The organism is Rhodococcus baikonurensis, assembly GCF_040489275.1.
In the GTDB taxonomy this organism is placed as follows: Bacteria; Actinomycetota; Actinomycetes; order Mycobacteriales; family Mycobacteriaceae; genus Rhodococcus_F; species Rhodococcus_F baikonurensis.
The window spans coordinates 115,812-141,239 of record NZ_JBEUOQ010000005.1; the positions used below are offsets into that span (position 1 = coordinate 115,812).

Genomic DNA, 25,428 nt, shown 5'->3' on the forward strand with positions numbered 1-25,428 from the left:
CCACCGATGAGAGAAGATGGACCATGTGAGTCTGAGTCTGTGGAGCGCCCCGAGGGCCCAAGCACCCGTCGATGCAGTGGTGACGCTGCCCGGATCCAAGTCCATCACCAATCGAGCTCTGATTCTTGCCGCACTTGCGGATGGCCCGTCCACGATCACCGGTGCACTCCGCAGCCGTGACGCCGACCTGATGATCGCAGCTCTGCGTGACCTCGGCATCGGCGTCGAGGAAGCCGGCGATCCGACCACGCTTCACATCACCCCTGGGCCCCTGCGCGGCGGCGAGGTCGACTGCGGCCTGGCAGGCACCGTGATGCGCTTCCTGCCGCCGCTCGCCGCGATGGCCGACGGCATCGTTCGCTTCGACGGCGACGAGCAGGCACGCACACGACCGCTCGGCACCATCTTGGAAGCCCTCCGCGGTCTCGGCGCACACATCGAGGGTGACGCACTCCCGTTCACCGTCACCGGAACCGGATCCCTACGCGGCGGGACGGTCACCATCGACGCATCCGGTTCGTCGCAGTTCGTCTCCGGTCTCCTCCTCTCGGCTGCTGCCTTCGAAGAGGGTGTCACCGTCCACCACGACGGCAAGCCCGTCCCGTCCATGCCGCACATCGACATGACCGTCGAGATGCTCCGCGAAGCCGGAGTTTCCGTGACGACACCAGCCACGGGCGGTGACGCGGACACCTGGCGTGTGGCACCGGGGCCGGTGCGCGCCGTGGACTGGGCGATCGAACCCGATCTCTCCAACGCCACACCGTTCCTGGCCGCTGCCGCAGTGACCGGCGGAACCGTCAGCGTTCCGATGTGGCCGTCGTCGACCACGCAACCCGGCGACGCGATCCGCGGGATCCTCGCCTCGATGGGCGCCGACGTCACTCTCGCCGATGGTGTGCTGACCGTTCGCGGCCCGGAGAAACTGCGCGGCATCGACATCGATCTCCACGACGTGGGAGAGCTGACCCCCACCGTCGCGGCCCTGGCTGCTCTCGCCGAGGGCACCTCGCATCTACGAGGTATTGCACACCTGCGCGGGCACGAGACCGACCGTCTGGCCGCCCTCGCCGACGAGATCAACAAGCTCGGCGGCTCCGTCACCGAAACCGATGACGGCCTGACGATCGTTCCCGCGGAACTTCATGGCGGACAATGGCTCTCGTATGCCGACCACCGCATGGCAACAGCCGGCGCGATCATCGGCCTGGTCGTCGACGGCGTCGAGGTCGACGATGTAGGAACCACCGCCAAGACACTGCCCGGCTTCGAGAACATGTGGGTCGACATGCTCGAGAGTTCGACTGCGACGCCGAAGGCAAGCTTCTGAGTCCGCGGCAGTACGACGAGTCCGACGTCCGGGTACGCCCCGGACGCGGATCCCGCCCCCGTACGAAGACTCGGCCCGAACATCTCTCGGCTGAATCGGGGATGGTGGTGTCGAAGGATCGTGGCCGTTGGGGTTGCGTCCTCGGCGGTGATCCCGACCGGCTGATCGTCACGATGCGCGCCCGCGAGTTGGGCCGCACCCCGATCGTCGTCGGCGATCAGGTGGACATTGTCGGCGACCTGTCGGGTAAAACCGATACTCTGGCTCGCATTGTCCGGGTCTCCGAGCGTTCGACGGTTCTGCGCCGAACCGCCGACGACACCGATCCCTTCGAACGCATCGTCGTCGCGAACGCCCAGCAGTTACTCATCGTCGTGGCACTCGCCGATCCCCCACCGCGCACCGGCTTCGTCGAGCGCGCACTGGTCGCCGCCTACGTGGGCGGCCTGACACCGATCGTCTGCCTGACCAAGAGCGACCTCGAACCACCCGAGGAATTCGCGAGCACTTTCGCCGACCTCGACATCCAAGTGGTCGTCGCCGGTCGCGACGATCCACTGGACGAACTGACGCAGATCCTCGAGCACAAGCTGACCGCCCTGATCGGGCATTCCGGCGTCGGAAAGTCGACACTGGTCAATCGTCTTGTCCCCGATGCCAATCGAGCGGTCGGCATCGTGTCCGGCGTCGGCAAGGGCCGGCACACGTCGACACAATCGGTGGCGCTCCCCCTCGCCGGTGGCGGCTGGGTCATCGACACTCCCGGCATCCGTTCGTTCGGCCTTGCACATATCTCACCCGAGAATGTGGTGGCGGCATTCTCGGACCTTGCCGCGGCGATCGAGGATTGCCCGCGCGGATGCACACACCTGGGGCCGCCGGCGGATCCCGAATGCAAGCTCGACCTGCTGGAGGGCAAATCAGCTCGACGCGTCGTCGCGGTGCGACAACTGCTCGAAGCGATCAAGTCCAACGATCAGTACTGAGCGACACCCCTGCACGACCCCCAGCGCGAGAACAGCAAAGCGGCCCGACACCATCGAATGGTGTCGGGCCGCTTCTGTTCTGGTCAGCGCAGGCGGGAAATCAGCGAAGGCCCAGGAGGCTGCGCAGCTTTCCGCTCTTACGCTTGCGTGCGATGGCGCTCTTGAGGCCGCTGCGACGCCCGGTCACGGGATCGACGGTTGAGGTCAGTTCGCCGTCGAACATCCGCTCCGACGCCGTCTCGGGCGCATTGTCGACGGTGTCCTTGAGGTACTTGTTGGGCAGCGACAGCTTGGCGATGGTGCGCCAGGACTTGGCGTACTGCACGGCAAGCGGGCCCGTCGTGTACGGCAAGTCGTACTTGTCCGCGAGCTGACGCACCGTGACCGCGATGTCCTTGTAGCGGTTGCTGGGCAGATCGGGGAACAGGTGATGCTCGATCTGGTAGCTCAGGTTGCCAGTCATGAAGTCCATGAGCGCGCTGCCCTCGATGTTGGCGCTGCCGAGCATCTGACGCAGGTACCACTGAGCCTGTGTTTCCTTGTCGATGTCTTCCTTGGTGAACTTCTCGGCACCGTCCGGGAAGTGACCGCAGAAGATGACCGCGTTGGTCCACACGTTCCGCAGGGTGTTGGCGGTGAAGTTGGCCGACAACGTGCTCTTCCACGCCGGGCCGGTGATGGCCGGGTAGATGACGTAGTCGCGCAGGACCTGCTTGCCGATCTTCTCGCCGACCTCGCGAAGCTTGCGCTGCGTCTCTTCCTTGTCGGCGCGGCCCTTGGCCACCTTGCCCAGCTCGAGGTGCTGAGCGGCGATGCCGTACTCGAAGAACAGAGCAAGCAGCGTGTTGTAGACCAGGTTGCCGGCATTGAAGGGCTTCCAGCGCTGATCGCGGGTGACGCGAAGGAGGCCGTATCCGACGTCGTCGTCCATTCCGAGGACGTTGGTGTACTTGTGATGCAGGTAGTTGTGGGTCTGCTTCCAGTGTGCAGACGGGCCGGTGACGTCCCACTCCCACGAGGTGGAGTGGATCTCCGGGTCGTTCATCCAGTCCCACTGCCCGTGCATCACGTTGTGCCCGAGTTCCATGTTCTCGATGATCTTCGAGAGCGTCAGCAGACCAACACCGGCAAGCCACGCCGGACGACGACGGCTGGCGAAAAGCACTGCGCGGCCCCCGATTTCGAGCGAACGCTGCAGGCGAATGACGTTGCGCACGTAGCGCGCGTCCTTCTCGCCGCGCGACTCCTCGATGTCCCGACGGATCGCGTCGAGTTCGCGGCCGAGCGCCTCGATGTCGGCGTCCGTGAGATGTGCGTATTCCTTGACATCTGCAATCGCCATGGAAAGCCTCCTAGCAGTGAGTTAGGCGCAAAGTAGTAAGTGCAGAACGATCATGAATTCGAATCGTTCAGATCAACTGCACCTACTGTAGCGTAACTTACGGCACCGTAGGTTGGGTTTTTCCCGATGTAACCTATATCACTTCCGACGCTTCGGCATGCGGGAACGGGCCTGCGACTTGAGTGCGGTCAACAAACCGAGACGCTTACCGGTGACCGGATCCGTACGAAGGTCCTCGACCATCGCCATGGCTGCATCCCGGAATCCCGAGTCGCGGAACCGTAGTTCCGAAGAGGTTTCCGGAGCATTGTCCGAGGTTGCGGTCAGCCACTTGTCCGGCAAAGCCAACTTGTGGATCGTGCGCAGAGCCAGAAGATACTGCTTGAAGAGCGAACCGGTGGTGTACGGGAGATCGAACTTCTCGCACAATGCACGCATCTTCACAGCGATTTCGGGATAGCGGTTACTCGGCAGATCAGGGAACACGTGATGCTCGATCTGGTAACTCAGATTGCCGCTCATGAGTCCCATGAGCTTGCCCGAATTGAAGTTCGCACTACCGAGCATCTGGCGCAGGTACCACTCGTGACGAGTCTCCTGCTCGAATTCGGCAACCGTGAACTTCTCGGCACCGTCCGGGAAGTGGCCACAGAAGATGACGACGTACGCCCACAGGTTGCGCACGAGATTCGCGGTGGCATTGGCCGTCATGGTCGACTTCCACGCCGGCCCCGTCAGGGCCGGGAACAAGATGAAGTCCTTGCCCACCTGACGAAAGATCTTGCGCGCGAAGTCTTTGTTCGCCTGCGAGTTCAGTTGTCCCTTTTCCGCGCCCTCCAACTCGGCTGCCGCCGTGAGGTCGTGCAGCGCGATGCCCCACTCGAACGTGGCCGCCAAGATCACGTTGGCGATCGGCTGGAACAGGTTGATCGGCTTCCACGGCTCGTCACGCGTCATACGCAGGATCCCGAAACCGAGATCCTCGTCCATACCGACGACGTTGGTGTACGTGTGGTGCTGGTAGTTGTGGGCGCGCTTCCAGTGCTCGGAAGGACCGGTCTGGTCCCACTCCCACGAGACGGAGTGAATCTCGGGATCGTTCATCCAGTCCCATTGCCCGTGCATGACGTTATGCCCGAGTTCCATGTTCTCGATGATTTTCGACAGGCTCAGCAGGGTCGTACCGACCAGCCATGCCGGTCGGTACCGACTGCCGAACAGCGCGATACGCCCGCCGAGCTCCAACGCCCGCTGGACGCGAATGACGCGACGAATGTATCGGGCGTCCCGGATTCCACGAGAGTCTTCGATGTCGAGTCGAATCTGATCGAGTTCACGTCCGAGAGCTTCGACATCGGCCTCGGTGAGGTGCGAAAACTCTTTGATATCGGTGATGGCCACCGTGGTCCTCCGTGTGCCTAGAAGCTATGCGTCCAGCGTACAGTCGCCGGCGGCAGCGGAGATGCACGTCTGAATGCGCTCACCCTCCGCGTGCTGTTTACCCGAACGTAGATCGATCGCGTGGCCGGCAACGAGAGGTACGACACACGTCTGGCAGATGCCCATACGGCAACCGAAGGGCATCAAGGCACCGGACTGCTCGCCGGCCTCCAGAAGGGTCGTCGCGCCGTCGACGGTGATCGTCTTACCCGATTTCTCGAACGTGACCGTGCCGCCGTCCGCCGAAGCGTCGATGCGCGACACCGCGAACCGCTCCATGTGGAGTCGATCCTCGATGCCTTCCGCCTTCCAGACGTCTTCGAGCTCGTCGAGCAACGGAAGTGGTCCACACGCCCAGGTGTGGCGCTCACGCCAGTCGGGGCAGACCGTGTCGAGCGAACTGAGTTTGAACTTTCCGTCACGGCGCGTGAGTTGAACGTGGCTCACGAAGTCCTCGTGCTCTGCATGCAGTGCCGTGAGTTCGTCGGCGAACATCACGTCGGATTCCGTCGGAGCCGAGTGGATGTGCATGACGTCGGGCAATTGACCGCGCCGGTTCATCGTCCGCAGCATGCCCATGACCGGAGTGATGCCACTGCCCGCGGTGATGAACAGGATCTTCTCCGGCGGCGGATCAGGCAACGCGAAGTTGCCCGACGGCGTGGCGAGTCGAACGATGGTTCCCGACGGCACCGCGCCGCTGACGAGGTGGCTCGAGAGGAAGCCCTCGGGCATGGCCTTGACCGCGATGGAGATGCGCTTGTTCTCCCAGTTGGGAGGAGAAGTAAGTGAGTACGACCGCCAGTGCCACCGGCCGTCGATATGCAGGCCGATGCCGATGTACTGCCCCGGCTGGTAGTTGAAGTCGAATCCCCAACCCGGCTTGATGACGATGGTCGCCGAATCCGTGGTCTCGGGCCGGACTTCGACGATCTGACCACGCAGCTCGCGGGCGGACCACAACGGATTTGCGAGGTGCAGATAGTCGTCGGGAAGCAATGGTGTGGTCAGCCGAGCCGCCGCACCGCGAAGCAGATTGAGCTTCGACCGCGCTGCCGGAACTACCGACGCCGCCGGTGCCTCGATCCAGTCCTTCAGACCCATCAGACCTCCACCTCTCACCTTCCGAACCCACTGCCTACGGTACCGTAGGTTATCAGGTTACGGTACCGTAGGTTACTTGACGGTAAGCATATTTACAGCAGGTCGAGCAAGAACGGCAACTCCTGCGCGGCGTACCACGCCAACTCGTGGTCCTCCGCGTCGCCGAGCGTGAACTCGGCATCGGCATCACCGAGATCCGCCGCGTCGACTATGCCAGCAGCGCGCTCGATGTCCGATTCTGCCTGTTCGAGGTCGACATGCACAGATGCAACCTGAGCCATCGTGACAGGACCTGCCAATCGGACTACCGAATCGTCGAGATCGGGCCGCAACTTCACATCGGCATCGTCGACGTCGGCGGCAACGACAGCACGCCGGAAGGTGACGTCGCCCTCGGTTCCGGCGATCAGCCGCAGCGACGCACGCGCAGCCTCACCCATGGCGACCTCGGCCAACTCGTCGTCGTCGCCCGCCGCGTACGACTCACGCAACGTCGGGGTAACCGCAAAAGCCGTCCGGCTCATCGGGTCGAACTCCTGATCTGCGACCAACTTCTGCAAAATCTCGACCGTCGCCGGTACGTACACCCTCATGAGACCACCTTCATGCTCGTTCGTCACCGACTCGCATCCGTCAATTCCTCGAGTGACTCGAAGATCAGCGAACGAACGACGTCGACGTCCGACATCGCGTCACGGTCGGCATTCAAACCGTAGTAGACATTTCCGTCGTACGACGTCAGGGCAATGCTGAGTGTCTGATTCTTGAGCAGTGGCGACACCGGATACATCTCCAGCATCCGAGCTCCGCCGAGGTAGAGCGGGAACTGCGGCCCTGGTGCATTGGTGATCATCAAGTTGAACATTCGCTGCGACAGACTGCTGGCCGCACGGGAGCTCATCGCATGCAGCGTCGCCGGCGCAAACCCGGACATTCGCACCATCGTCTGCGCGGTGACTCGCCGACCCTGACGCGCGAATGCCTCCGTCGCATGCGCCACGTGCGAGAGCCGAACCACAGCGTTGGGTTCACCGACAGGCAGGTCGATGAGGAACGAGGAAACATGTCCCGGCGCCTGCGGATCGTCGACGTCGGGACTCTCGGGGCCATCCGTGTAGACCGACATGGGCACCATCGCCCGCACGATGGTCGCCTCGGTCACCGGCTCGCCACGCGAGAGCAACCAGTTCCGCATCGCTCCAGCGATGACGGTCAGAATCACGTCGTTGATCTCGCACCCGTACCGCGCGCGAATGCGTCGATAGTCCTCGAGTGACGTCTTGGCCACCGCAAGGCGTCGATTGCGGGAGATGGTGGCGTTGAGCGGGCTCGACGGGGCAACCTGCGTCGCCGTTCGAACCACTTCTGCGAGCTTTCCCAGCGCGCTCACCGCCTCGGTGACGGACGTGGTCACGTCGTTGAACGCTGCACGCGCCCGCGCGATCCCCTCCCCCGGGCTCGTCACGAGATCCGCCAGCGCACTGACCAACAAGCTGGTATCGCTCGGCGGCCTGGCGGGCATCCACAATTCTTCGGGGCCGGGCGCTCGATTCTTCTCCGGATCGAAGATCACCTGACTGATCTCGGGAGCCGCCTCGCCGTCCACCAACGACGAATGGGACTTCGTGAAGATGGCAAATCTGTTTCTGCTCAGACCCTCGACCAGGTACATCTCCCACAGCGGTCTCGTGCTGTCGAGAGGTCTCGACGTCAGCCGCGCGATCAGATCCATCAGCTGTTCGTCGGACCCCGGCTTGGGCAGAGCCGATCGACGGACGTGATACGTGATGTCGAAATCCGAGTCGTCCACCCACACCGGGCGGGCCAGCCCGAACGCCACCTCACGAACCCTCTGGCGGTACCGCGGAACCGATCCGAGCCGATCTTCGACCAGGCGAAGCAATTCCTCGTGATCGATCCCGTTTCGCAATTGCCGGAAAATCCCCAACGAGCCGACATGCATCGGCGTCGTCCCGGCTTCGAGGAAGTAGAAGGCCGCGTCCTGAGTGGTCAGTCTGTTCACCATGGCTTCGTGCCCCCTCCTTCGCCGAGCTCGAACAGAATCGACAACTCCTCGATGGTCGATTCCGAGCCGACGTGATGGACCCCGACCATCCCGACGGCCACCGCCGCGCGAACGTTCACCTCGAGATCGTCCACGAAGACGAACTCCCCCGGATCGACGCCTAACCGACTCGCCGCCAACAGATAGATCTCGGCGCCGGGCTTCGCCATCTCGACGTCACCGGACAAGATCACGTCGTCGACCAAGACCCCGTCACCGAGATCCCGCAACCACTGAGCATTGGCACCGCCGGGATCGTTGCTGACGATTCCCGTCACGATTCCGCGGGCCCTCACCGCGCGCACGACCGCGCTCAAACCGTCGAGATCCGATCCCGGACCGAACAGCACGCCACCGACATCCAACAGAAGTCCCCGCACGCCATCACCCTAAGTCGCGATGGTGATCACGGCGACATCTCGAGCGTTTCGTGTCATGCTTCTCACCATCGCTCGGGGGAGCGAAGTCCGAGACGACCATCTCGGACGCACGATCATCCGGGGGGATGTCATGGAGCAGGACTGCGCAATCATTCTCGAGCCGGCGCCGCACTTCGAGCCGCACGCACACACCGTCGTGCTGGTGCGGCCACAGTGTCGGCCGGACCGAATGCAGTGTCGAACAGACCGGATGCTGCATCGCCCGCGAAAGTCGCCGCACAACGGAACGTCGCCCAGTGCCGGGTTCACTCACACTCCGGAACCGCGCTTGGCAGGTGCCGACATCTTCTGGAATCGATCGCTTCGCCTGGTTCTCGAAACCGTCGACCGACGACGAAATCCGCGACAGCTCAAGGGCGTGTTGACGCCGTCCGTCCTGGAAGTTGTTGCACGACTTTACACTTCGGAGTTTTCGGCCCGAAAGCTGGGCGGCGCGGCTGTTCACCGCACCCACGTTCAAGCAGTGTCGGAGAGTACCGCCGAAGTCTGTGCGACGTACACACGAGGCACGCAGACGTTTGCCGTCGCGGGTCGGATCGACCGCACAGACGGAACAGGCTGGACGGTCACCGCACTACACGTGGTGTGACCGTCCAGCCTGCCGAGTACTACCTGCGCTGGTTGCTCAGCGCTTGCGCTTGGACTTCGGAGCTCGATTGCTCTTCGACTGCGTCCGCGCTGCTTCACGACGTTCGCGACGCGAGGCGGCGCCGTCACCGGAGTCGGCGGCCGAGTCGCGAGTTGCCTTCGCCTTGCCGTCCTCGTCCGGGCCGGTGTACGTCAGTCGTGACGGACCTTCGTCGTCAAGTCCCTTGGCGCGCAACGCCGTCGGGGCAGCAGTTCCGGCAGTCCTGGCCGCAGCTTCCTGCGTCGGGAGCGGCTTGGGCGCCGTGGCCGACGCCGCGGCGGCCGAGCCTGCGGTGACGGAAATTCCGCTCGCGGGCTGAGCCGGCGCTGCCTCGACCTGGAGATTGAAGAGGAATCCGACGGACTCTTCCTTCAATCCGTCGAGCATGCCGATGAACATGTCGTAACCCTCGCGCTGGTACTCGACCAATGGATCGCGCTGGGCCATCGCACGCAGACCGATTCCCTCCTTGAGGTAATCCATCTCGTAGAGATGCTCACGCCACTTACGGTCCAGGACCGAGAGGAAGACACGACGCTCGAGTTCGCGCATACCGTTTTCGCCGGCGATCGCATCGATCTCGGCCTCACGCTTCTTGTACGCCGCGTGGGCGTCTTCGAGCAAAGCGGTTCGCAGGTCGTCACGACTCAGGTCACTGTTGATGCCTGCGCCGTCCTCCCCCGCCAACGTCTTGTGATCGATACCGACCGGGTACAGCGTCTTGAGCGCGGTCCACAGCTGCTCGAGATCCCAGTCCTCGACGTATCCCTCAGCGGTGGCGCCGTCGACGTAGGCGGTGACCACGTCGGTGATCATCTGCTCGACCTGGCCTTCCATGTCCTCACCCTCGAGGATCTGGCGGCGCTCCTTGTAGATGACCGTTCGCTGCTGGTTCATGACCTCGTCGTACTTGAGGACATTCTTGCGAATTTCGAAGTTCTGCTGCTCCACCTGGGTCTGAGCGCTCTTGATGGCCTTCGAGACCATCTTGGCTTCGATCGGGACGTCGTCGGGCAGGTTCAGGCGCGTCATGATCGACTCGAGTGCCGAACCGTTGAAGCGGCGCATGAGCTCGTCACCGAGCGAGAGGTAGAACCGCGATTCGCCGGGATCACCCTGACGTCCGGAACGACCACGCAACTGGTTGTCGATACGACGCGATTCGTGACGCTCGGTGCCCAGGACGTACAGGCCGCCGGCATCGCGGACCTTCTCGGCGTCGGCCTTGACCTCGGCCTTGACCTCGTCCAGAACTGCGTCCCACGCTGCCTCGTACTCGTCCGGCGTCGTAACCGGATCGAGGCCCTTCTTGCGCAGCGCGATGTCGGCGATGATGTCCGGGTTACCGCCGAGCACGACGTCGGTACCGCGGCCGGCCATGTTGGTCGCGACAGTGACCGCACCGGAGCGACCGGCCTCGGCGATGATGGTCGCTTCCTTCTCGTGGAACTTTGCGTTCAGGACGTTGTGGGCGACACCGCGCTTGGTGAACTGCTTCGACAAGTACTCCGAGCGCTCGACGCTGGTGGTACCGATGAGGACGGGCTGTCCGTTCTCGTGGCGCTCGACGACGTCGTCGACCACCGCGTCGAACTTGGCTTCCTCGGTCTTGTAGATGAGGTCGCCGTTGTCGACTCGAACCATCGGACGGTTGGTCGGGATCGGAATCACGCCGAGGGTGTAGGTCTGATGAAGCTCGGCAGCTTCCGTCTCGGCGGTACCCGTCATGCCCGACAACTTGTCGTACAGACGGAAGTAGTTCTGCAAGGTGATGGTGGCGAGGGTCTGATTCTCCGCCTTGATCTCCACCTTCTCCTTGGCCTCGATCGCCTGGTGCATGCCCTCGTTGTAGCGGCGGCCGACCAGCACGCGGCCGGTGAACTCGTCGACGATGATGACCTCACCGTCACGGACGATGTAGTCCTTGTCCTTGGTGTAGAGCTCTTTGGCCTTGATCGCGTTGTTCAGGTAGCTCACCAGCGGCGAATTCGCGGCTTCGTACAGGTTGTCGATACCGAGCTGGTCCTCGACCAGTTCGACGCCCGCCTCGTGCACACCGATGGTGCGCTTGCGGATGTCGACCTCGTAGTGAACGTCCTTCTTCAGCAGCGGCGCGATGCGCGCGAATTCGCTGTACCACTTGCTGGAGCCGTCAGCCGGGCCCGAGATGATGAGCGGGGTTCGGGCTTCGTCGATGAGGATCGAGTCGACCTCGTCCACGATGGCGAACGCATGGCCACGCTGGACCAGGTCGTCCAACGAATGCGTCATGTTGTCACGCAAGTAGTCGAAACCGAACTCGTTGTTGGTTCCGTAGGTGATGTCCGCTGCGTAGGCGACGCGACGCTCGGCCGGCGTCATGCCCGAGAGGATCACGCTGGTCTCGAGGCCGAGGGCACGGTGAACGCGGCCCATCCACTCCGAGTCACGCTTGGCGAGGTAGTCGTTGACTGTGACCACGTGGACGCCGTCGCCGGCGATCGCGTTGAGGTATGCCGGAAGAACGCAGGTCAGGGTCTTGCCCTCACCGGTCTTCATCTCGGCGACGTTGCCGAAGTGCAGGGCTGCGCCACCCATGATCTGCACGTGGAAGTGCTTCTGGTCGATCACGCGCCACGACGCCTCGCGGGCCACGGAGAATGCCTCGGGCAGCAGCTCGTCGAGGGATTCCCCGGCGGCGTAGCGCTCACGGAACTCGGTGGTCTTGGCTTTGAGTTGCTCGTCTGTCAGGCCTTCGACATCGGGCGACAGAGATTCGACATGCTCGGCGATGTGCTTGAGCCGCTTGACCATGCGACCTTCACCAACACGGAGCAGCTTCGATAGCGACAGCGACGGCACAGTCTTCTTCGTCCTCAATCTTCGGCGACAGGGGGTCACACACTGAAAATCCGGCCGGGGTCCGAAAACTCCGGCCGGATTCCATGGTAGGCGCTACCGGCGGCGAGCGAGCAAACCCACCACCGATTGGGTCATGTCAGGCGGATCAATCCGTAGTCGAAAGCGTGACGACGGTAGACGACGGACGGCTTGTCCGACTCCTTGTCATGGAAGAGAAAGAAGTCGTGTCCGACCAGTTCCATCTCGTAGAGAGCGTCGTCGATGGTCATCGGCTCGGCCGGGTGATCCTTCGTGCGGACCACGCGTCCGGGGCCGTCGTACTCGTCCGGCTCTTGACCGTTCAGCGAAATGTCCGGTGTGACTCCGAGTGAGTCTGCGTCGACGAGGGAGGCGGTTGCCTCCGCGACGGATACCGGTCGCTTGTCACCGTAATGGACCTTCTTGCGGTCCTTGGTTCGACGGAGGCGACTCTCGAGCTTGTCGATCACCGATTCGAAGGCGGCGTAGAAGCTGTCTGCGGACGCTTCGGCTCGGGCCACCGGGCCTTTACCTCGAGCGGTGATCTCGACGCGCTGGCAACTCTTCGCCTGTCGTCGGTTGCGTTCATGTTGGAGTTCCACGTCGAAGTGGAATATGGAGGGGTCGAAGTGTTCGAGTCGCGCCAGCTTTTCCGAAACGTAGATTCGGAAGTGATCGGGGATCTCGACATTTCGTCCCTTGACTACGACGTCGGATCTCGGAGCTGCGGCATTCTCGGAACGCTCGATGGTGGCGTCCTCGATGAAAAACGAGGCTTGCGAAGGGGTCGTCACTCGTACCTCCCAATTACGGCCCCGCCCCACGGTGGGCGGCGGCAAATTCTGCAAGTACCGAGAGGGGATCCGCCCGGCACCAGTATCGAAGTACCACCTCCTACCAGTATTTTCGGGTGTGCCGCCGACGCTAGTACGTAACGCGCGCGAGTGCCACTGTTCCAACGAAATTCATCTAAGCCCCTGCAAGGACAAGCACGAGAGTTGTCCGAATCCCACTGAGCGAGAGTGCCCGAACCGACTCTGCCGCAGTCGCTCCCGTGGTCAGCACGTCGTCGAGCACGACGATGCCGCAGTCTTGCGCCATGGACGAGATCGCTGTGGTGTCGAGAGACACACGACCGTTCACATTGGTCACCCGGTCGGCCGCGGACAGCCCCACCGAGTCACGTACGCCCCGCGTCATCCGGAGGATCGGACACACTCGTATCGGACGAGCCACAGCAGAACCGGTTTCGCGCTTTTCGCGCACACTCTCGGCTACCCGGCGCACGGGATCACCCCCGCGAGAGCGCGCCGCGCGGGCGCGTGTGGGTGCCGGCACCAGGACGATCGGGTCCCGAATCCCGGTGCCGAGCTCGCCCCACCGTTCAAGCGTGGCCAATGCACCGGCCACAGCGATCCCCAGAGGCGTCGCGAGGTCCCGACGACCCCGTTCCTTCATCTCGATCACACTGCGCCGTCTGGGGCCGTCGTAGCGGCCGAGTGCCCACACCGGCACGCCCGGGTCGACGCGCGGACTCAGTTGAACCGGATGGTCACGCATCAGTTCCGCGCACTCACGACACCACAGAGTCCCCGTGCGGCCACACCCACCACACTCGCGTGGCAACAACAGATCGAGCAGGCCGGCGCCGAATTTCTTGTCCCCCATGGTCGAATCATGACCTGGGGCACCGACATGAAACCGAGCGCCGACGCGTCAGCCGGGTGGAGACGCGTCAGCCAGGTAGAACCGGGATGGCTTTCTGTCCGGTCAGCACGGTCACTTCACGCCAACGACGATCCCCGGCGGGGTCGTTGTTGTTCAGTTGGAACACCGCACGCGCGTCGGCCACGTACTCGGTGGTCGGCGACGCATCCACGGAGGTGACGGGAGCCGTCAGGTTTCCACTCGGCAGCGCGTCCATTCGGGAACCGTCGATCGCGACCTGGACGACCGGTATGTCGGCTCCACTGCGCGCGATCACGATGGTGTCGCTGTTGCTCCAGTCGAGCGAGAGCGCGGTGCTGCCCAAACCGGAGGCCACTGCGCGTGGACTCGTCAGGGCGTAGACGCCGCTGGCTGTGCGCACGACCACGGCCAGGTAGACCTTGCCGTCGATGATCATCGCCGCTCGCACACCGTCACGGGAGAGTCGTAGTTCAGAGATCGTGGAACCGACCGACGTCAGGGCCCCGACATCGACATTGGTGACCGACACCCGGCCGGTGCCTGGTTCACGGACGACCCGTACGACGGTATTGCCGTTCACGGCCGCCCAGACCGCGTTGTTGTCCAGCTCCCACGAAGGTCGGGTGATGGCACTGCCTTCGAGTACCGGAACGGATCCTTCGCCGTAGGTCCCGAGCGACAAGTCGAATCTTGTGGCTGGATCCGGCCGAGCAGTGTCCGCGACGGCTGCCACCAACTTGCCGTCCCGGGAGAGAGCGGCCGCTGTGAGGTTGCCCGCAGTGCCCGCGAAGCCGGGCACCGGAGCCGCCTCCTGCTCGGTGACGCTCACCAGTGAGCCGTTGCGCAGGGCGTGCAGTCCGACGGTCGCACTCGTGGTGGCCAGCGGGTTGGTGGATGCGACGTCAGCGGTGGTCCAGCCGTCCGCATGAGCTGCGTCCAGCGGTTCGCCGTCGATCTCCAGTACGTACGGTCCCGCGACATCGGCATTGGCGAGCGTCCAAATGACCTGTGCTGCAAACAATCCGCGAGTAGCAGCATCCATCGGGTTGTCGAGGCGGAAGTTGATGCGCACACCACCGAGCCCGACACCGACCTGTCCCGGCTTGCCGTCGGCCTTGGTGATCGGACCGATCACCGACACGCCATTGCCGAGTTCGTTTCGTACAGCCGGCGCCAGCGCTGCCTTCGGTCCGTCGATCATCAGGCCGATCAGCTGAGCTGCCACCTGGTCCTGTCCGCCGGAAATCCAGCGAAGGTCGGGGACGACCGTCTGACTCGTGGGGTCGAGGAAGAACAACGACTTGCGCTGATAGGCGCCGAGGAACTGCGGGCGCTCCATGATCACACCGGGTGGCAGATCACTGATCCGCCATTCGCCGTCGGTCAACGTCAGGGTCATCCTCGCTTCGAAGCTGCCCTCTTCGGGAACGTACAGTCCGCCCGGATCGAGGCGACCTACCTTGTTCACCCGAATCGTGTACACCGCTTCGGAACTGGTTCGCGATGCGGACAGGGTGTCGATCTTGTCGACGATGACGGCGCTGGCCGCGTCGTCCCAGCGCGCCGACGCGTCCTTGGTGAGGTACTGACGTGCTGCGGCATGCCGGTTGGACGGATCGGTACTCGCCTTGACGAAGTCGCGTACCAGCAGGTCCGGCTCTCGCCCTGATGCCGGTGATTCGACGGAGGTTCCGGGCACGGCTGTTGCCAGAGTTCCGATTGCCTGCGGCGACGAGGACTCGGGCAGACTCGCGCACGCGCCGGTCAGCAACAGCACGCTGAGCGTTGTTGCGAGAAGTCCCAGACGACGGCGGGTTCCGATCATGATCGATCTCCGCCACTGGACTCGTTCCGCGAGTCCGGTTCACGCGGCGTCGGCAGGGACGACGTGACCTCGCCGACGGTATCGGCGACGATGTCGGCTTCGCTCGGTGTGCGCACGAATTTGGTGGTCGTCGGCTTGAGCGGCAGCGGACTCGACACGATTTTCTTGCCGCGGGTACGCGAGAGCGTCAGCCGGAAGCAGGCGCCGACGCCTGGTTCGCCCCAGGCTTCGAGCTTGCCGTCGTGCAGATTTGCGTCCTCGACGCTGATCGCGAGGCCGAGTCCGGTGCCACCACTGCGGCGCACGCGGGACGGGTCCGATCGCCAGAACCGATTGAAGACCAACTTCTCCTCCCCTGGCCGCAATCCCACACCACTGTCACGGACGATGAAGGCGAGAGCATTGTCGTCGGCGCGAAGGCGAAGCAGAATCGGCTTCCCTTCGCCGTGATCGATGGCGTTGGCCAGGAGATTTCGCAGGATGCGTTCGACGCGGCGCGGATCCACATCGGCCATGACGGGCTCGTCGGGCATGTCCACGATCAGTTCGGTGCCGGATTCGCGGGCGAGATGGCGAACCGTGGAAACCGCCGCTCGTGCACACATACGCACGTCGAGTTGTTCGGACGCGAGTTCCGCGACGCCGGCGTCGTGGCGGGAGATCTCGAGGAGGTCTGCCAGTAGCCCCTCGAACCTGTCCAGTTCGGCGACAAGCAGTTCCGACGACCGACGCAGCATCGGGTCGAGGTTCTCACTGCCGTCGTAGATCAGGTCGGCTGCCATTCGGACCGTCGTCAGTGGAGTGCGGAGTTCATGGCTGACATCGGAGGTGAAGCGTTTCTGGAGACTGCCGAACTCCTCGAGTTGGGTGATCTGTTTCGACAGACTCTCGGCCATCTCGTTGAACGACATGGCCAGGCGCGCCATGTCGTCCTCGCCGCGGACCGGCATTCGTTCCTTGAGTCGGCCGTCTGCGAAACGCACCGCGATCCGTGAGGCCGATCGAATGGGAAGGACGACCTGTCTGGCGACCAACAGTGAAATCGCCGCCAGGAGCACCAGCAACACCGCTCCACCGATCAGCAGGGTGCTTCGAACCAGAGAGAGACTTCGGTCTTCGCTGGCCAGCGGGAAGATCAGGTACAGCTCGAGACCGGAGATCGACGACGCGGTGGGGCTACCGATGATCAGCGCGGGTCCGGAGTAACCGTTCGGGTTGGACACCGTCGCGAATTGGTAGCTGATCTGGCCGCGTTTGACGAACTCGCGCAGGTTGTCGGGGATCTGATCGACCGGGCCCGAACTCGTCGGCTGGCGCGGCCCGTCCCCGGGCACGATGAGCACCGGATCGAAGGTGCCGGCCGAACCGGAGGCCTGGCCCGAGGTCTGGTTTCGACGGCTCGTCAGTCCGGACGCCGCGCTCTCCAATTGGACGTTCAGTGCCGTCGAATCGTCGACGCCGGCGAGTTGGTCTTCCACGATGCCGCGGGCACGGTCCATTTCTTCGGTCGCCGCAGTGATCTTCGTTTCCAACAGCCGATCGGTGATCTGGCTGGTGAGCACGACGCCGAGAATGACGATGACGATCAAGGACAGCGTCAAAGTCGAGACGACCACTCGCAACTGGAGCGAGCGTCGCCACGTGTGCGCGAGGGTGTTGCTCATCGAGTGACACCACCGCAGGAATGGCGTCAGCCGTCGGTTGAGACGACGACGCCACCTGGAAACTCCGCTCACGGCGGTCCGGCCTTGTAGCCGACCCCCCTGACCGTCAGAACCACTTCGGGATTCTCGGGATCAGTTTCGACCTTGGCGCGCAAACGCTGAACGTGCACGTTCACCAGACGGGTGTCGGCGGCATGGCGGTAGCCCCACACCTGCTCGAGGAGGACTTCACGGGTGAACACCTGGCGCGGCTTGCGCGCCAAGGCGACCAGCAGGTCGAATTCGAGTGGCGTGAGCGAGATCTGCTCGCTGCCGCGGCTGACCTTGTGTGCCGGAACGTCGATCACGATGTCGGCGATGCTCAGCAGTTCGGCCGGTTCTTCTTCGGTACGGCGCAGGCGAGCGCGCACCCGCGCCACCAACTCCTTCGGCTTGAACGGCTTCATGATGTAGTCGTCCGCACCGGATTCGAGGCCGAGCACGACGTCGACGGTGTCGGTCTTGGCTGTCAGCATCACGATGGGCACACCGGAATCCGCACGCAGAACCCGGCATACGTCGATGCCGTTCATTCCGGGAAGCATGAGATCGAGCAGGACCAGATCGGGCCGAGTCTCACGCACTGCCGCGAGCGCCAGGGTTCCGTCGCCTACCACGTAGGGATCGAAACCCTCACCACGCAGCACGATCGTGAGCATCTCGGCGAGTGCCGTGTCGTCGTCGACAACCAGAATCCTTGGTTTCATATCCCTATCGTTGCATCTCGGAGCGATGAATCAGACCGTTACGTGGCCGTGCGGCGTGCCGCGTCTTTCCCTCTACTGTGCCGGAAAGTTCGAATCACGGCCGCAAGGGTGACCGATCACGCGAAATCCGCGAGCCTGTGCGCCAGGTCGGCCGGGTCCGTCTCCGGCCCCACGATCCACCAGGGTGAGACCCAGGCCGTCGCTGCCAACTGCGTGTACAGCTCACCGGTTCTTGCTTGCAGGCCGCCGTCGCGCTCGTAGGCGTCGAGCTGACGCGACGCGTCCTCGGCCTCACGCGAGCGGGCGCGCTGCTCGGCGAGCGCTACCGGTACGTCGAGGTACAACTGCAGATCGGGAGCGGGGAGAGCGAGTCGGCCCAGCTCCAATTCACGGACCCAGGCGACCATCTCGCCGTCCACGCCCTGATGCACGCGCGCCGCGTTGTAGGCGGCGTTGGACGCCACGTAGCGGTCGAGGAGAACAATGTCGTTGGTGAACAACAGTTCCGAGATCCGATCCGCAGCACCGGCGCGGTCCAAGGCGAACAGGACTGCCATCGCGTTCACGGATTCAGCCAGATCTCCGTGTGATCCTTTGAGTGCCTCGGCAGCAAGATCCGCGTGGATCGACTTTCCGTACCGCGGAAAATCCAGAGTTGCGATCGACGTGCCGCCGCGGCGGAGTTCGCTCTCCACTTTGCCGATCAACGTTCGCTTTCCAGCTCCGTCGAGGCCTTCCAATGCCACCAGTGTTCCCACGGCGGACAAGCCTATCCCCCGGCCTGCTTGCGCAGACCGGGGGACGGTGGGCACTACATTCTCAGCGACGAATCACCGAGTCAGTAGCGGTAGTGCTCCGGCTTGTACGGGCCTTCGACGTCGACGCCGATGTACTCAGCCTGATCCTTCGTGAGCTTGGTCAGCGTGCCACCGAGTGCCTCGACGTGGATCTTGGCGACCTTCTCGTCGAGGTGCTTCGGGAGGCGGTAGACCTCGTTGTCGTACTCGTCCGGCTTCGTCCACAGTTCGATCTGTGCGATGACCTGGTTGGAGAAGCTGTTGCTCATCACGAACGACGGGTGGCCCGTCGCGTTGCCGAGGTTGAGCAGGCGGCCTTCGGACAGCACGATGATCGAGTGGCCGTCGGCGAAGGTGAACTCGTCGACCTGCGGCTTGATGTTGATCCGCGTGACGTCGCCGGACTTCTCGAGGCCGGCCATATCGATCTCGTTGTCGAAGTGACCGATGTTGCCCAGGATGGCCTGGTGCTTCATGGCCTTCATGTGCTCGAACGTGATGATGTCCTTGTTACCGGTGGACGTGATCACGATGTCGGCCCAACCGATGGCCTGCTCGACGGTCTTGACCTCGAAGCCGTCCATGAGCGCCTGAAGGGCGTTGATGGGGTCGACCTCGGTGACTGCGACGCGAGCGCCCTGGCCACGAAGTGCCTCGGCACAACCCTTGCCGACGTCGCCGTAACCACAGACCAGCGCAGCCTTGCCACCGATCAGAACGTCGGTGCCGCGGTTGATGCCGTCGAGCAGCGAGTGGCGCGTGCCGTACTTGTTGTCGAACTTGCTCTTGGTGACCGAGTCGTTGACGTTGATCGCGGGGAACGTGAGTTCGCCGGCAGCGGCAACCTGGTACAGGCGCAGAACGCCCGTTGTGGTCTCCTCGGTGACGCCCTGGACGGACTCCGCGATTGCCGTCCACTTGCCCTTGTCGGACTCGAGGGACTGACGCAGAAGTGCGAGGAAGACCTTGTACTCGTCGGAATCCTGGTCGTCGTCCGTGGGCGGTACGACGCCGGCCTTCTCGAACTGTGCGCCCTTGAGCACCAGCATGGTGGCGTCGCCGCCGTCGTCGAGAATCATGTTGGCGGGCTCGCCCGGCCAGGTCAGCATCTGCTCCGCTGCCCACCAGTACTCTTCGAGGGTTTCACCCTTCCAGGCGAAAACCGGAACCCCCTTGGGCTCTTCCGGAGTGCCGTGCGGACCGACCACGATGGCGGCGGCAGCGTGATCCTGCGTGGAGAAGATGTTGCACGAAGCCCAGCGGACCTCGGCGCCGAGCGCGGTCAGCGTCTCGATCAGAACCGCGGTCTGGATGGTCATGTGCAGCGAGCCGGACACGCGAGCACCCTTGAGCGGCAATACCTCTGCGTATTCGCGACGAAGCGCCATGAGGCCGGGCATCTCGTGCTCTGCCAGACGGATTTCCTTGCGACCGAACTCCGCGAGCGAAAGATCTGCAACTTTGAAGTCGATGCCGTTACGGCTCTCGGCCACGGGCGTTGTTGAAACTGAGGTCGTCATCTGCCTCTCCTGGTTGACGTGCAAACTATGCACAAGCCTATCGGTGTACCAGGCTATCGGTTAGACGCCCTCTCCCGCCCGCCCCTCTCGCGCCACGTCGATGAAGGGCCCGAGCAACGTGCCCAGATCCTCCGCCACCGAAGCCCCGGACTCCGGCGGCATCGAAATGTAGCTGAGCCCGAGACGCGCAATCGCCCTGGCCAAGATCCCGGCATCGGCGGGTGACGCCTGTATCCACCCTCGCTGGAAACTCTCCGCAAGCCGTGACGACGCCCGCTCGATGATGACCGCGCTGTCGGTGGTGATCAGGCGAAGCAGGTCCGGCTTGGCCTCACCGGTGAGGAGTGAGATCACCAACGGGTCGGTTGCACTGGAGGCGAAAAACGATCCGAAGCCCGCCATCAACGCCTCGACTGCACGCCCCTCGTTCGCCACCATGGCCTCGTCCACGGCGTCGACGAATCCGTCGGCAAGGCGAAGCGCGTACGCCTCGGCAAGCCCTTGCCTCGAACCGAACTCGTTGTAGAGCGTCTGACGACTCACACCGGCATGCTTGGCCAGAACTGTCAGCGTCACCTCCGACCAGTCGCGCTCGGTCAACAAGTCACGCATCGAATCGAGCACCGACGTACGCAGCAGCAGGCGCGACGCTTCTTTCTGCGGCAGACGAGTGGGCGTCGAAGTCATGCTGACGACACTACCGCCGCACTCAGGTCTCTTCGACGCCGACGCATCTCACCGTCGTTCGACCTCCACCATGAAGAAGTCACTCTTCGCCGCCCCGCAGTCCGGGCAACTCCAGTCGTCGGGAATGTCGTCCCAGCGAGTGCCCGGCTCGATACCGTCGTCCGGCCAGCCGACCGCCTCGTCGTACTCGAATCCGCACTGCGCGCACTGATACAGCTTGTAGTCGTTCATGATTCACTCCCCGCCGGCGCCGGCATCGTTTCGAAGTCCAGCTTTTCCCTCACGCCGCAGTCCGGGCAGCACCAGTCGTCCGGAACGGCATCCCACGGGGTGCCGACCGGAAACCCTTCTCGTGGTGCACCCTTCGACTCGTCGTAGACGTATTCGCACACCGGGCATCGGTAGCGGCTCATCACGCTGCTCCGTACCGAGCGAGGATGCGATCGCGCTTGGACGGCTGAACGTTGACGCGGGTGATGTCGCCGCCGTAATGCGCAAGGACCTTGGGATCCATCACTTTTCGCCACAGCGGCGGAACGTAAGCGAGCATGATCATGCTCGCGTAGCCGCTGGGCAGGTTGGGTGCGCCGTCCATGCTTCGAAGCGTCTGATACCGACGCGTCGGGTTCGCGTGGTGGTCGCTGTGACGCTGGAGGTGATACAGGAAGATGTTGGTGCAGATGTGATCGCTGTTCCAACTGTGCTCCGGTGCGGCACGCTCGTACCGCCCACTGTCCAGACGACGACGCTTCAGACCGTAATGTTCGAGGTAGTTGACGGTTTCGAGCAGACAGAACCCGAAGACGGCCTGCAGCACCAGGAACGGCAGCACCGAGAGTCCGAAGACGGCGACGAGGACACCGAAGAGCACGACGGACATCAACCACGAATGCAGGACGTCGTTGCGAATTGTCCACGGCTTCTTACCCAGTCGATCGAGTCTGGCCTTTTCCAGGGACCACGACGAGCGTAGAGAACCCCACACGCTGCGCGGCAGGAAAGTCCAGAAACTCTCACCGAAGCGAGACGACGCCGGATCCTCGGGCGTGGCGACACGCACGTGGTGTCCACGATTGTGCTCGATGTAGAAGTGACCGTAAAACGACTGCGCCAGAGTGATCTTCGACAACCAGCGCTCGAGGTCATCCTTCTTGTGGCCGAGTTCGTGTGCGGTGTTGATCCCGATTCCTGCGACGCAACCGATACTGATCGCCAGGCCGATCTTGGAGATCAGCCCCAGTCCGCCGTCGATTCCGAGCCAGGACAGATCGGTGGCCGACCAGAGATAGCAGGCCACGACCAGGCTGGCCAACTGGAACGGTATGTAGATGTAGGTGCAGTACCGGTAGTACTTGTCGTTCTCGAGGCGTTCCATCACCTCGTCCGGCGGATTCTCGCCGTCCGGACCGAAGAAGATGTCGAGGATCGGGAGCAGAATGTAGACGAGCAGCGGTCCGATCCACCACCACACCGGCGAGATCGCATTCCATCCGAGACTGTTGAACAACGCGACCAACCCGACGGCAATGAAGACCGCCGTCGGCGGTACCAGGCCGAGCAGCCAGAGATACCTCTTCTTGTCGCGCCACTGCTCGGGTGGGAGCGTCTGCCCGGACTGCGAGTTCACGTGCGTCGACACGGTCTGCCTCCTCGATTCGGACCAACTCGGTAACTGTGAGTCAGTTCACTATGAGATAGACATTACTACTGATTTTGTACAAGCAATAGACAAATGGATAACTTTGTACACATCACGCGATTTCGCCGCGTTCGCGCTTCCCGATCATCGAATGCTGCCTGCTATAGGCGAAATAGATGACAACTCCGACAGCCATCCAGACCACGAACCTCATCCAGGTCTCCACCGACAGGTTGAACATCAGCCACAGACACGCGAGGACAGCCAGAATCGGGACCAGAGGGACCAGTGGCACCCGGAACCCGCGCGGAAGGTCCGGTCGCGTCCGCCGAAGCACGAGAACCCCGATCGAGACGAGAACGAACGCGAACAGTGTGCCGATGTTCACCATTTCCTCGAGGGTGCCGATCGGAAAGACTCCGGCGAGCACCGCGACCACGACGCCGACCAAGATCGTGATCCGCACGGGAGTTCCGTGCTTGCCCGTCGGCGCCAGCCGTCGTGGCATCAGACCGTCGCGGGCCATCGCGAAGAGCACCCTGGTCTGACCGAGCATCAGCACCATCACCACCGTCGTGAGACCGGCCAACGCTCCGAACGAGATGACGTTCTTCGCCCAGGTGATGTCGTGGAACGCGAATGCCGTCGCCAGGTTGGACGTATCACCCTCGAGTTCGGTGTATTTCACCATCCCCGTCAGCACGAGTGTCACCGCCACGTACAGAACCGTGACGATCAACAGTGAGCCCAGGATGCCTCGCGGCAGCGCCTTCTGCGGCTCCTTCGCTTCCTCAGCAGTCGTGGCGACGACGTCGAATCCGATGAACGCGAAGAACACCAGACTGGCTGCCGCGAGCAATCCGTACCACCCGAACGTGCTGCCACCGGCCCCGGTCACGTACGAGAACAGCGACTGGTGAATGCCCTCCCCCGTCGAGCCCGGTTGAGACGGCGGAATGTACGGCGAATAGTTGTCGGTGTCGATGTAGAACAGACCGACGATGATCACCAGCAACACCACCGCCACCTTGATCGCCGTGATCACCAGTGACACCCTCGACGAGAGTTTCGTACCGGTCGCGAGCAGGATCGTGATGACAGCGATCACCAGCACCGCACCCCAATCGAACGAGATCGGCCCCAACTCGACGATCGGGCTGCGTGAGCCCATCACTTCTCCGAGGTACAGCGACCAGCCTTTTGCCACCACCGAAGACGCCAAGGCGAATTCGAGGATGAGATCCCAGCCGATGATCCAGGCAACGAATTCTCCGAACGTCGCGTACGAGAACGTGTATGCGCTACCGGCGACCGGGACCGTCGACGCGAACTCGGCGTAACACAGCGCTGCCAGTCCGCAGGCGATGGCGGCAATGACAAACGCCAGGGAAACCGACGGCCCGGCGACGTTTCCCGCCGTCCGCGCCGTGAGTGTGAAGATGCCGGCGCCGATGACCACCGCGACGCCGAACACCGTGAGATCCCACGAGTTCAGCTCTTTCCGGAGTTTGGTTTCCGGCTCGTCGGTGTCCTTGATGGACTGCTCGATCGATTTGGTTCGAAACAGCTTCGACCGGCCGGATCCGGCCTGCTCGTCCTTGACAGCCATTGCCGCCTCCTTGCTGGGGACCCGCAGGTCCCACCATGGGCAAGTAGAGAGATGGCATCAGCCTAAGCCCGCAGGCGCGGCTTTGTTCAGGGTTTGTCGGGAGCCTGTAGATCTGTCTCAGGGCGGTCGGAACCAGGTCGATCCGCGCTGAGACGATCGAGGTCCGGCTCGAGGTAGATCACCCGCGCCGCAGGCACTGCAGCGCGCACGCGGGACTCGGCCTCGTCGATCGCCGTCGCCACATCGGAGATCGTCGAGCCGAGTGGTACCGCAACCTTGGCCGCAACGAGGATTTCCTCGGGACCGAGGTACTGCGTCTTGCAATGGATGACACGTTCGATGCGAGTTCCGTCCACGAGGGCATTCAGGATCAGTTCGGTCTCGACCGGCGTTGCGCCCTCACCGATCAGCAATGACTGCATCTCGATGATCAGAATGACCGCGATGATGCCGAGCAGGACACCGATGCACAGGGTTCCGATACCGTCGAACACCGGATTTCCGGTCACCATCGTGAGGCCGACGCCGCCGAGTGCAAGCACCAGACCGATCAGTGCTCCGGTGTCCTCGAGCAGCACTACCGGAAGTTCCGGACTACGAGAGGTTCGGATGAAGTTCCACCACGACGCATTTCCCTTGAGCGGTCGTGATTCCTTCGCTGCGGTCCGGAAGCTGTAGCCCTCCAGGCAGATCGCGATCAACAGGATCGCGATTGCCACGAAAGCCGAATTGAGTTCTTCCGGATGCTGAATCTTGTGAATACCTTCGTAGATCGCGAAGAGCGATCCGAGAGTGAACAGCACGAGCGCGACGACAAACGAGTAGAAGTATCGGCTGCGCCCGTATCCGAACGGGTGAAGTTGGTCCGCCTCGCGTTCGGCCTTCTTCTGCCCCAGGAGCAGCAGTCCTTGATTGGACGTATCGGCCACCGAGTGCACCGATTCCGCGAGCATCGACGACGATCCGGTGATCAAAAATCCGGCGAACTTGGCTACGGCAATTCCGGCATTGGCTCCGAGGGCCGCCAGAATTGCCTTTTTGCCACCATGAGCCGACAC

General features: G+C 63.0%; 23 protein-coding genes. 3 read left to right on the forward strand and 20 right to left on the reverse strand.

Features of this window, described 5'->3' with window-relative positions; genetic code table 11:
* Positions 1 to 16 precede the first annotated feature (16 nt).
* Both aroA and rsgA read left to right on the forward strand, forming a co-directional pair.
* Complete coding sequence (gene aroA / locus ABWI03_RS13900) at positions 17 to 1,330, forward strand: 3-phosphoshikimate 1-carboxyvinyltransferase (RefSeq protein WP_298778136.1); 1,314 nt, start codon at positions 17 to 19, stop codon at positions 1,328 to 1,330.
* Positions 1,279 to 2,316 carry a ribosome small subunit-dependent GTPase A gene (rsgA, locus tag ABWI03_RS13905; RefSeq protein WP_124566400.1) on the forward strand — a complete coding sequence of 346 codons (1,038 nt, stop codon included), beginning with the start codon at positions 1,279 to 1,281 and terminating at the stop codon, positions 2,314 to 2,316. Before aroA ends, rsgA begins: the two co-directional genes overlap by 52 nt.
* Before the next feature lie 100 nt (positions 2,317 to 2,416).
* On the opposite strand, the gene ABWI03_RS13910 is transcribed toward rsgA, so the two are convergent.
* The 6 genes from ABWI03_RS13910 to ABWI03_RS13935 all read right to left on the reverse strand — a co-directional run bounded on the left by ABWI03_RS13910 (position 2,417) and on the right by ABWI03_RS13935 (position 8,647).
* Positions 2,417 to 3,658, reverse strand: a complete 1,242-nt coding sequence (locus tag ABWI03_RS13910; RefSeq protein ID WP_003940700.1) for a fatty acid desaturase family protein — start codon at positions 3,656 to 3,658, stop codon at positions 2,417 to 2,419.
* Between the two features lie 138 nt (positions 3,659 to 3,796).
* Positions 3,797 to 5,059, reverse strand: a complete 1,263-nt coding sequence (locus ABWI03_RS13915; RefSeq protein ID WP_020907111.1) for a fatty acid desaturase family protein — start codon at positions 5,057 to 5,059, stop codon at positions 3,797 to 3,799.
* A 24-nt stretch (positions 5,060 to 5,083) separates the two neighbouring features.
* A complete protein-coding gene (locus tag ABWI03_RS13920) occupies positions 5,084 to 6,202 on the reverse strand; it encodes a ferredoxin reductase (protein ID WP_003940928.1) in 1,119 nt (372 codons plus the stop codon).
* A gap of 92 nt (positions 6,203 to 6,294) precedes the next feature.
* A complete protein-coding gene (locus tag ABWI03_RS13925; RefSeq protein WP_020969223.1) occupies positions 6,295 to 6,795 on the reverse strand; it encodes a DUF6912 family protein in 501 nt (166 codons plus the stop codon).
* A gap of 23 nt (positions 6,796 to 6,818) precedes the next feature.
* Positions 6,819 to 8,228, reverse strand: a complete 1,410-nt coding sequence (locus ABWI03_RS13930; protein WP_095969099.1) for a WS/DGAT/MGAT family O-acyltransferase — start codon at positions 8,226 to 8,228, stop codon at positions 6,819 to 6,821.
* On the reverse strand, positions 8,222 to 8,647 hold the full coding sequence (locus ABWI03_RS13935) for an HAD-IA family hydrolase (protein WP_298778144.1): 426 nt from the start codon (positions 8,645 to 8,647) through the stop codon (positions 8,222 to 8,224). The genes ABWI03_RS13930 and ABWI03_RS13935 overlap by 7 nt, the downstream gene beginning before the upstream one ends.
* Before the next feature lie 55 nt (positions 8,648 to 8,702).
* On the opposite strand from ABWI03_RS13935, the gene ABWI03_RS13940 reads away from it, so the two are divergent.
* Positions 8,703 to 9,296: an Rv3235 family protein gene (locus ABWI03_RS13940; RefSeq protein WP_298778147.1), complete on the forward strand. Its 594-nt coding sequence runs from the start codon at positions 8,703 to 8,705 to the stop codon at positions 9,294 to 9,296.
* 36 nt (positions 9,297 to 9,332) lie between these two features.
* Here ABWI03_RS13940 and secA read toward each other — a convergent pair whose 3' ends face one another.
* The 14 genes from secA to ABWI03_RS14010 form a co-directional block, all read right to left on the reverse strand.
* Complete coding sequence (secA, locus tag ABWI03_RS13945; RefSeq protein ID WP_124566403.1) at positions 9,333 to 12,176, reverse strand: preprotein translocase subunit SecA; 2,844 nt, start codon at positions 12,174 to 12,176, stop codon at positions 9,333 to 9,335.
* 131 nt (positions 12,177 to 12,307) lie between these two features.
* Complete coding sequence (gene hpf / locus ABWI03_RS13950; RefSeq protein WP_003940893.1) at positions 12,308 to 12,988, reverse strand: ribosome hibernation-promoting factor, HPF/YfiA family; 681 nt, start codon at positions 12,986 to 12,988, stop codon at positions 12,308 to 12,310.
* A 175-nt stretch (positions 12,989 to 13,163) separates the two neighbouring features.
* Positions 13,164 to 13,862, reverse strand: coding sequence for a ComF family protein (locus ABWI03_RS13955; protein ID WP_296556610.1), 699 nt, complete (start codon positions 13,860 to 13,862; stop codon positions 13,164 to 13,166).
* Positions 13,863 to 13,929: 67 nt separating this feature from the next.
* On the reverse strand, positions 13,930 to 15,708 hold the full coding sequence (gene lpqB / locus ABWI03_RS13960) for an MtrAB system accessory lipoprotein LpqB (protein ID WP_095969094.1): 1,779 nt from the start codon (positions 15,706 to 15,708) through the stop codon (positions 13,930 to 13,932).
* Positions 15,705 to 17,444, reverse strand: coding sequence for an MtrAB system histidine kinase MtrB (mtrB, locus tag ABWI03_RS13965; RefSeq protein ID WP_298778162.1), 1,740 nt, complete (start codon positions 17,442 to 17,444; stop codon positions 15,705 to 15,707). Before mtrB ends, lpqB begins: the two co-directional genes overlap by 4 nt.
* Positions 17,441 to 18,118 carry an MtrAB system response regulator MtrA gene (gene mtrA, locus ABWI03_RS13970; protein WP_003941013.1) on the reverse strand — a complete coding sequence of 226 codons (678 nt, stop codon included), beginning with the start codon at positions 18,116 to 18,118 and terminating at the stop codon, positions 17,441 to 17,443. The genes mtrB and mtrA overlap by 4 nt, the downstream gene beginning before the upstream one ends.
* 116 nt (positions 18,119 to 18,234) lie before the next feature.
* Positions 18,235 to 18,876 carry a dTMP kinase gene (locus ABWI03_RS13975; protein ID WP_298778167.1) on the reverse strand — a complete coding sequence of 214 codons (642 nt, stop codon included), beginning with the start codon at positions 18,874 to 18,876 and terminating at the stop codon, positions 18,235 to 18,237.
* A gap of 80 nt (positions 18,877 to 18,956) precedes the next feature.
* The gene (ahcY, locus tag ABWI03_RS13980) at positions 18,957 to 20,435 is read right to left on the reverse strand and encodes an adenosylhomocysteinase (protein ID WP_003940766.1); all 1,479 of its coding nucleotides are present in this window, start codon (positions 20,433 to 20,435) and stop codon (positions 18,957 to 18,959) included.
* A 60-nt stretch (positions 20,436 to 20,495) separates the two neighbouring features.
* Entirely contained in the window at positions 20,496 to 21,122 is a 627-nt protein-coding gene (locus tag ABWI03_RS13985) for a TetR/AcrR family transcriptional regulator (RefSeq protein ID WP_298778169.1), read from the reverse strand.
* Positions 21,123 to 21,170: 48 nt separating this feature from the next.
* Complete coding sequence (locus tag ABWI03_RS13990; protein WP_095969090.1) at positions 21,171 to 21,353, reverse strand: rubredoxin; 183 nt, start codon at positions 21,351 to 21,353, stop codon at positions 21,171 to 21,173.
* Positions 21,350 to 21,535 (reverse strand): rubredoxin, encoded by a 186-nt coding sequence (locus ABWI03_RS13995; RefSeq protein ID WP_298778171.1) that lies wholly within the window; start codon positions 21,533 to 21,535, stop codon positions 21,350 to 21,352. Before ABWI03_RS13995 ends, ABWI03_RS13990 begins: the two co-directional genes overlap by 4 nt.
* The gene (locus tag ABWI03_RS14000; RefSeq protein WP_235171902.1) at positions 21,535 to 22,761 is read right to left on the reverse strand and encodes an alkane 1-monooxygenase; all 1,227 of its coding nucleotides are present in this window, start codon (positions 22,759 to 22,761) and stop codon (positions 21,535 to 21,537) included. The genes ABWI03_RS13995 and ABWI03_RS14000 overlap by 1 nt, the downstream gene beginning before the upstream one ends.
* A gap of 112 nt (positions 22,762 to 22,873) precedes the next feature.
* A complete protein-coding gene (locus tag ABWI03_RS14005) occupies positions 22,874 to 24,370 on the reverse strand; it encodes an amino acid permease (protein ID WP_353798738.1) in 1,497 nt (498 codons plus the stop codon).
* An 86-nt stretch (positions 24,371 to 24,456) separates the two neighbouring features.
* On the reverse strand, positions 24,457 to 25,428 hold the full coding sequence (locus ABWI03_RS14010) for a cation diffusion facilitator family transporter (protein ID WP_095969279.1): 972 nt from the start codon (positions 25,426 to 25,428) through the stop codon (positions 24,457 to 24,459).

Coding starts and splice junctions, on each gene's coding strand:
- mtrA (WP_003941013.1), bottom strand. CDS start 18,118: ATGAAACCAAGGATTCTGGTTGTCGACGACGACACGGCACTCGCCGAG.
- aroA (WP_298778136.1), top strand. CDS start 17: ATGGACCATGTGAGTCTGAGTCTGTGGAGCGCCCCGAGGGCCCAAGCA.
- ABWI03_RS13925 (WP_020969223.1), bottom strand. CDS start 6,795: ATGAGGGTGTACGTACCGGCGACGGTCGAGATTTTGCAGAAGTTGGTC.
- ABWI03_RS13985 (WP_298778169.1), bottom strand. CDS start 21,122: ATGACTTCGACGCCCACTCGTCTGCCGCAGAAAGAAGCGTCGCGCCTG.
- ABWI03_RS13990 (WP_095969090.1), bottom strand. CDS start 21,353: ATGAACGACTACAAGCTGTATCAGTGCGCGCAGTGCGGATTCGAGTAC.
- ahcY (WP_003940766.1), bottom strand. CDS start 20,435: ATGACGACCTCAGTTTCAACAACGCCCGTGGCCGAGAGCCGTAACGGC.
- ABWI03_RS14005 (WP_353798738.1), bottom strand. CDS start 24,370: ATGGCTGTCAAGGACGAGCAGGCCGGATCCGGCCGGTCGAAGCTGTTT.
- ABWI03_RS13940 (WP_298778147.1), top strand. CDS start 8,703: ATGCTTCTCACCATCGCTCGGGGGAGCGAAGTCCGAGACGACCATCTC.
- ABWI03_RS13910 (WP_003940700.1), bottom strand. CDS start 3,658: ATGGCGATTGCAGATGTCAAGGAATACGCACATCTCACGGACGCCGAC.
- ABWI03_RS13995 (WP_298778171.1), bottom strand. CDS start 21,535: ATGAGCCGCTACCGATGCCCGGTGTGCGAATACGTCTACGACGAGTCG.
- ABWI03_RS13955 (WP_296556610.1), bottom strand. CDS start 13,862: ATGGGGGACAAGAAATTCGGCGCCGGCCTGCTCGATCTGTTGTTGCCA.
- ABWI03_RS13920 (WP_003940928.1), bottom strand. CDS start 6,202: ATGGGTCTGAAGGACTGGATCGAGGCACCGGCGGCGTCGGTAGTTCCG.
- lpqB (WP_095969094.1), bottom strand. CDS start 15,708: ATGATCGGAACCCGCCGTCGTCTGGGACTTCTCGCAACAACGCTCAGC.
- ABWI03_RS13930 (WP_095969099.1), bottom strand. CDS start 8,228: ATGGTGAACAGACTGACCACTCAGGACGCGGCCTTCTACTTCCTCGAA.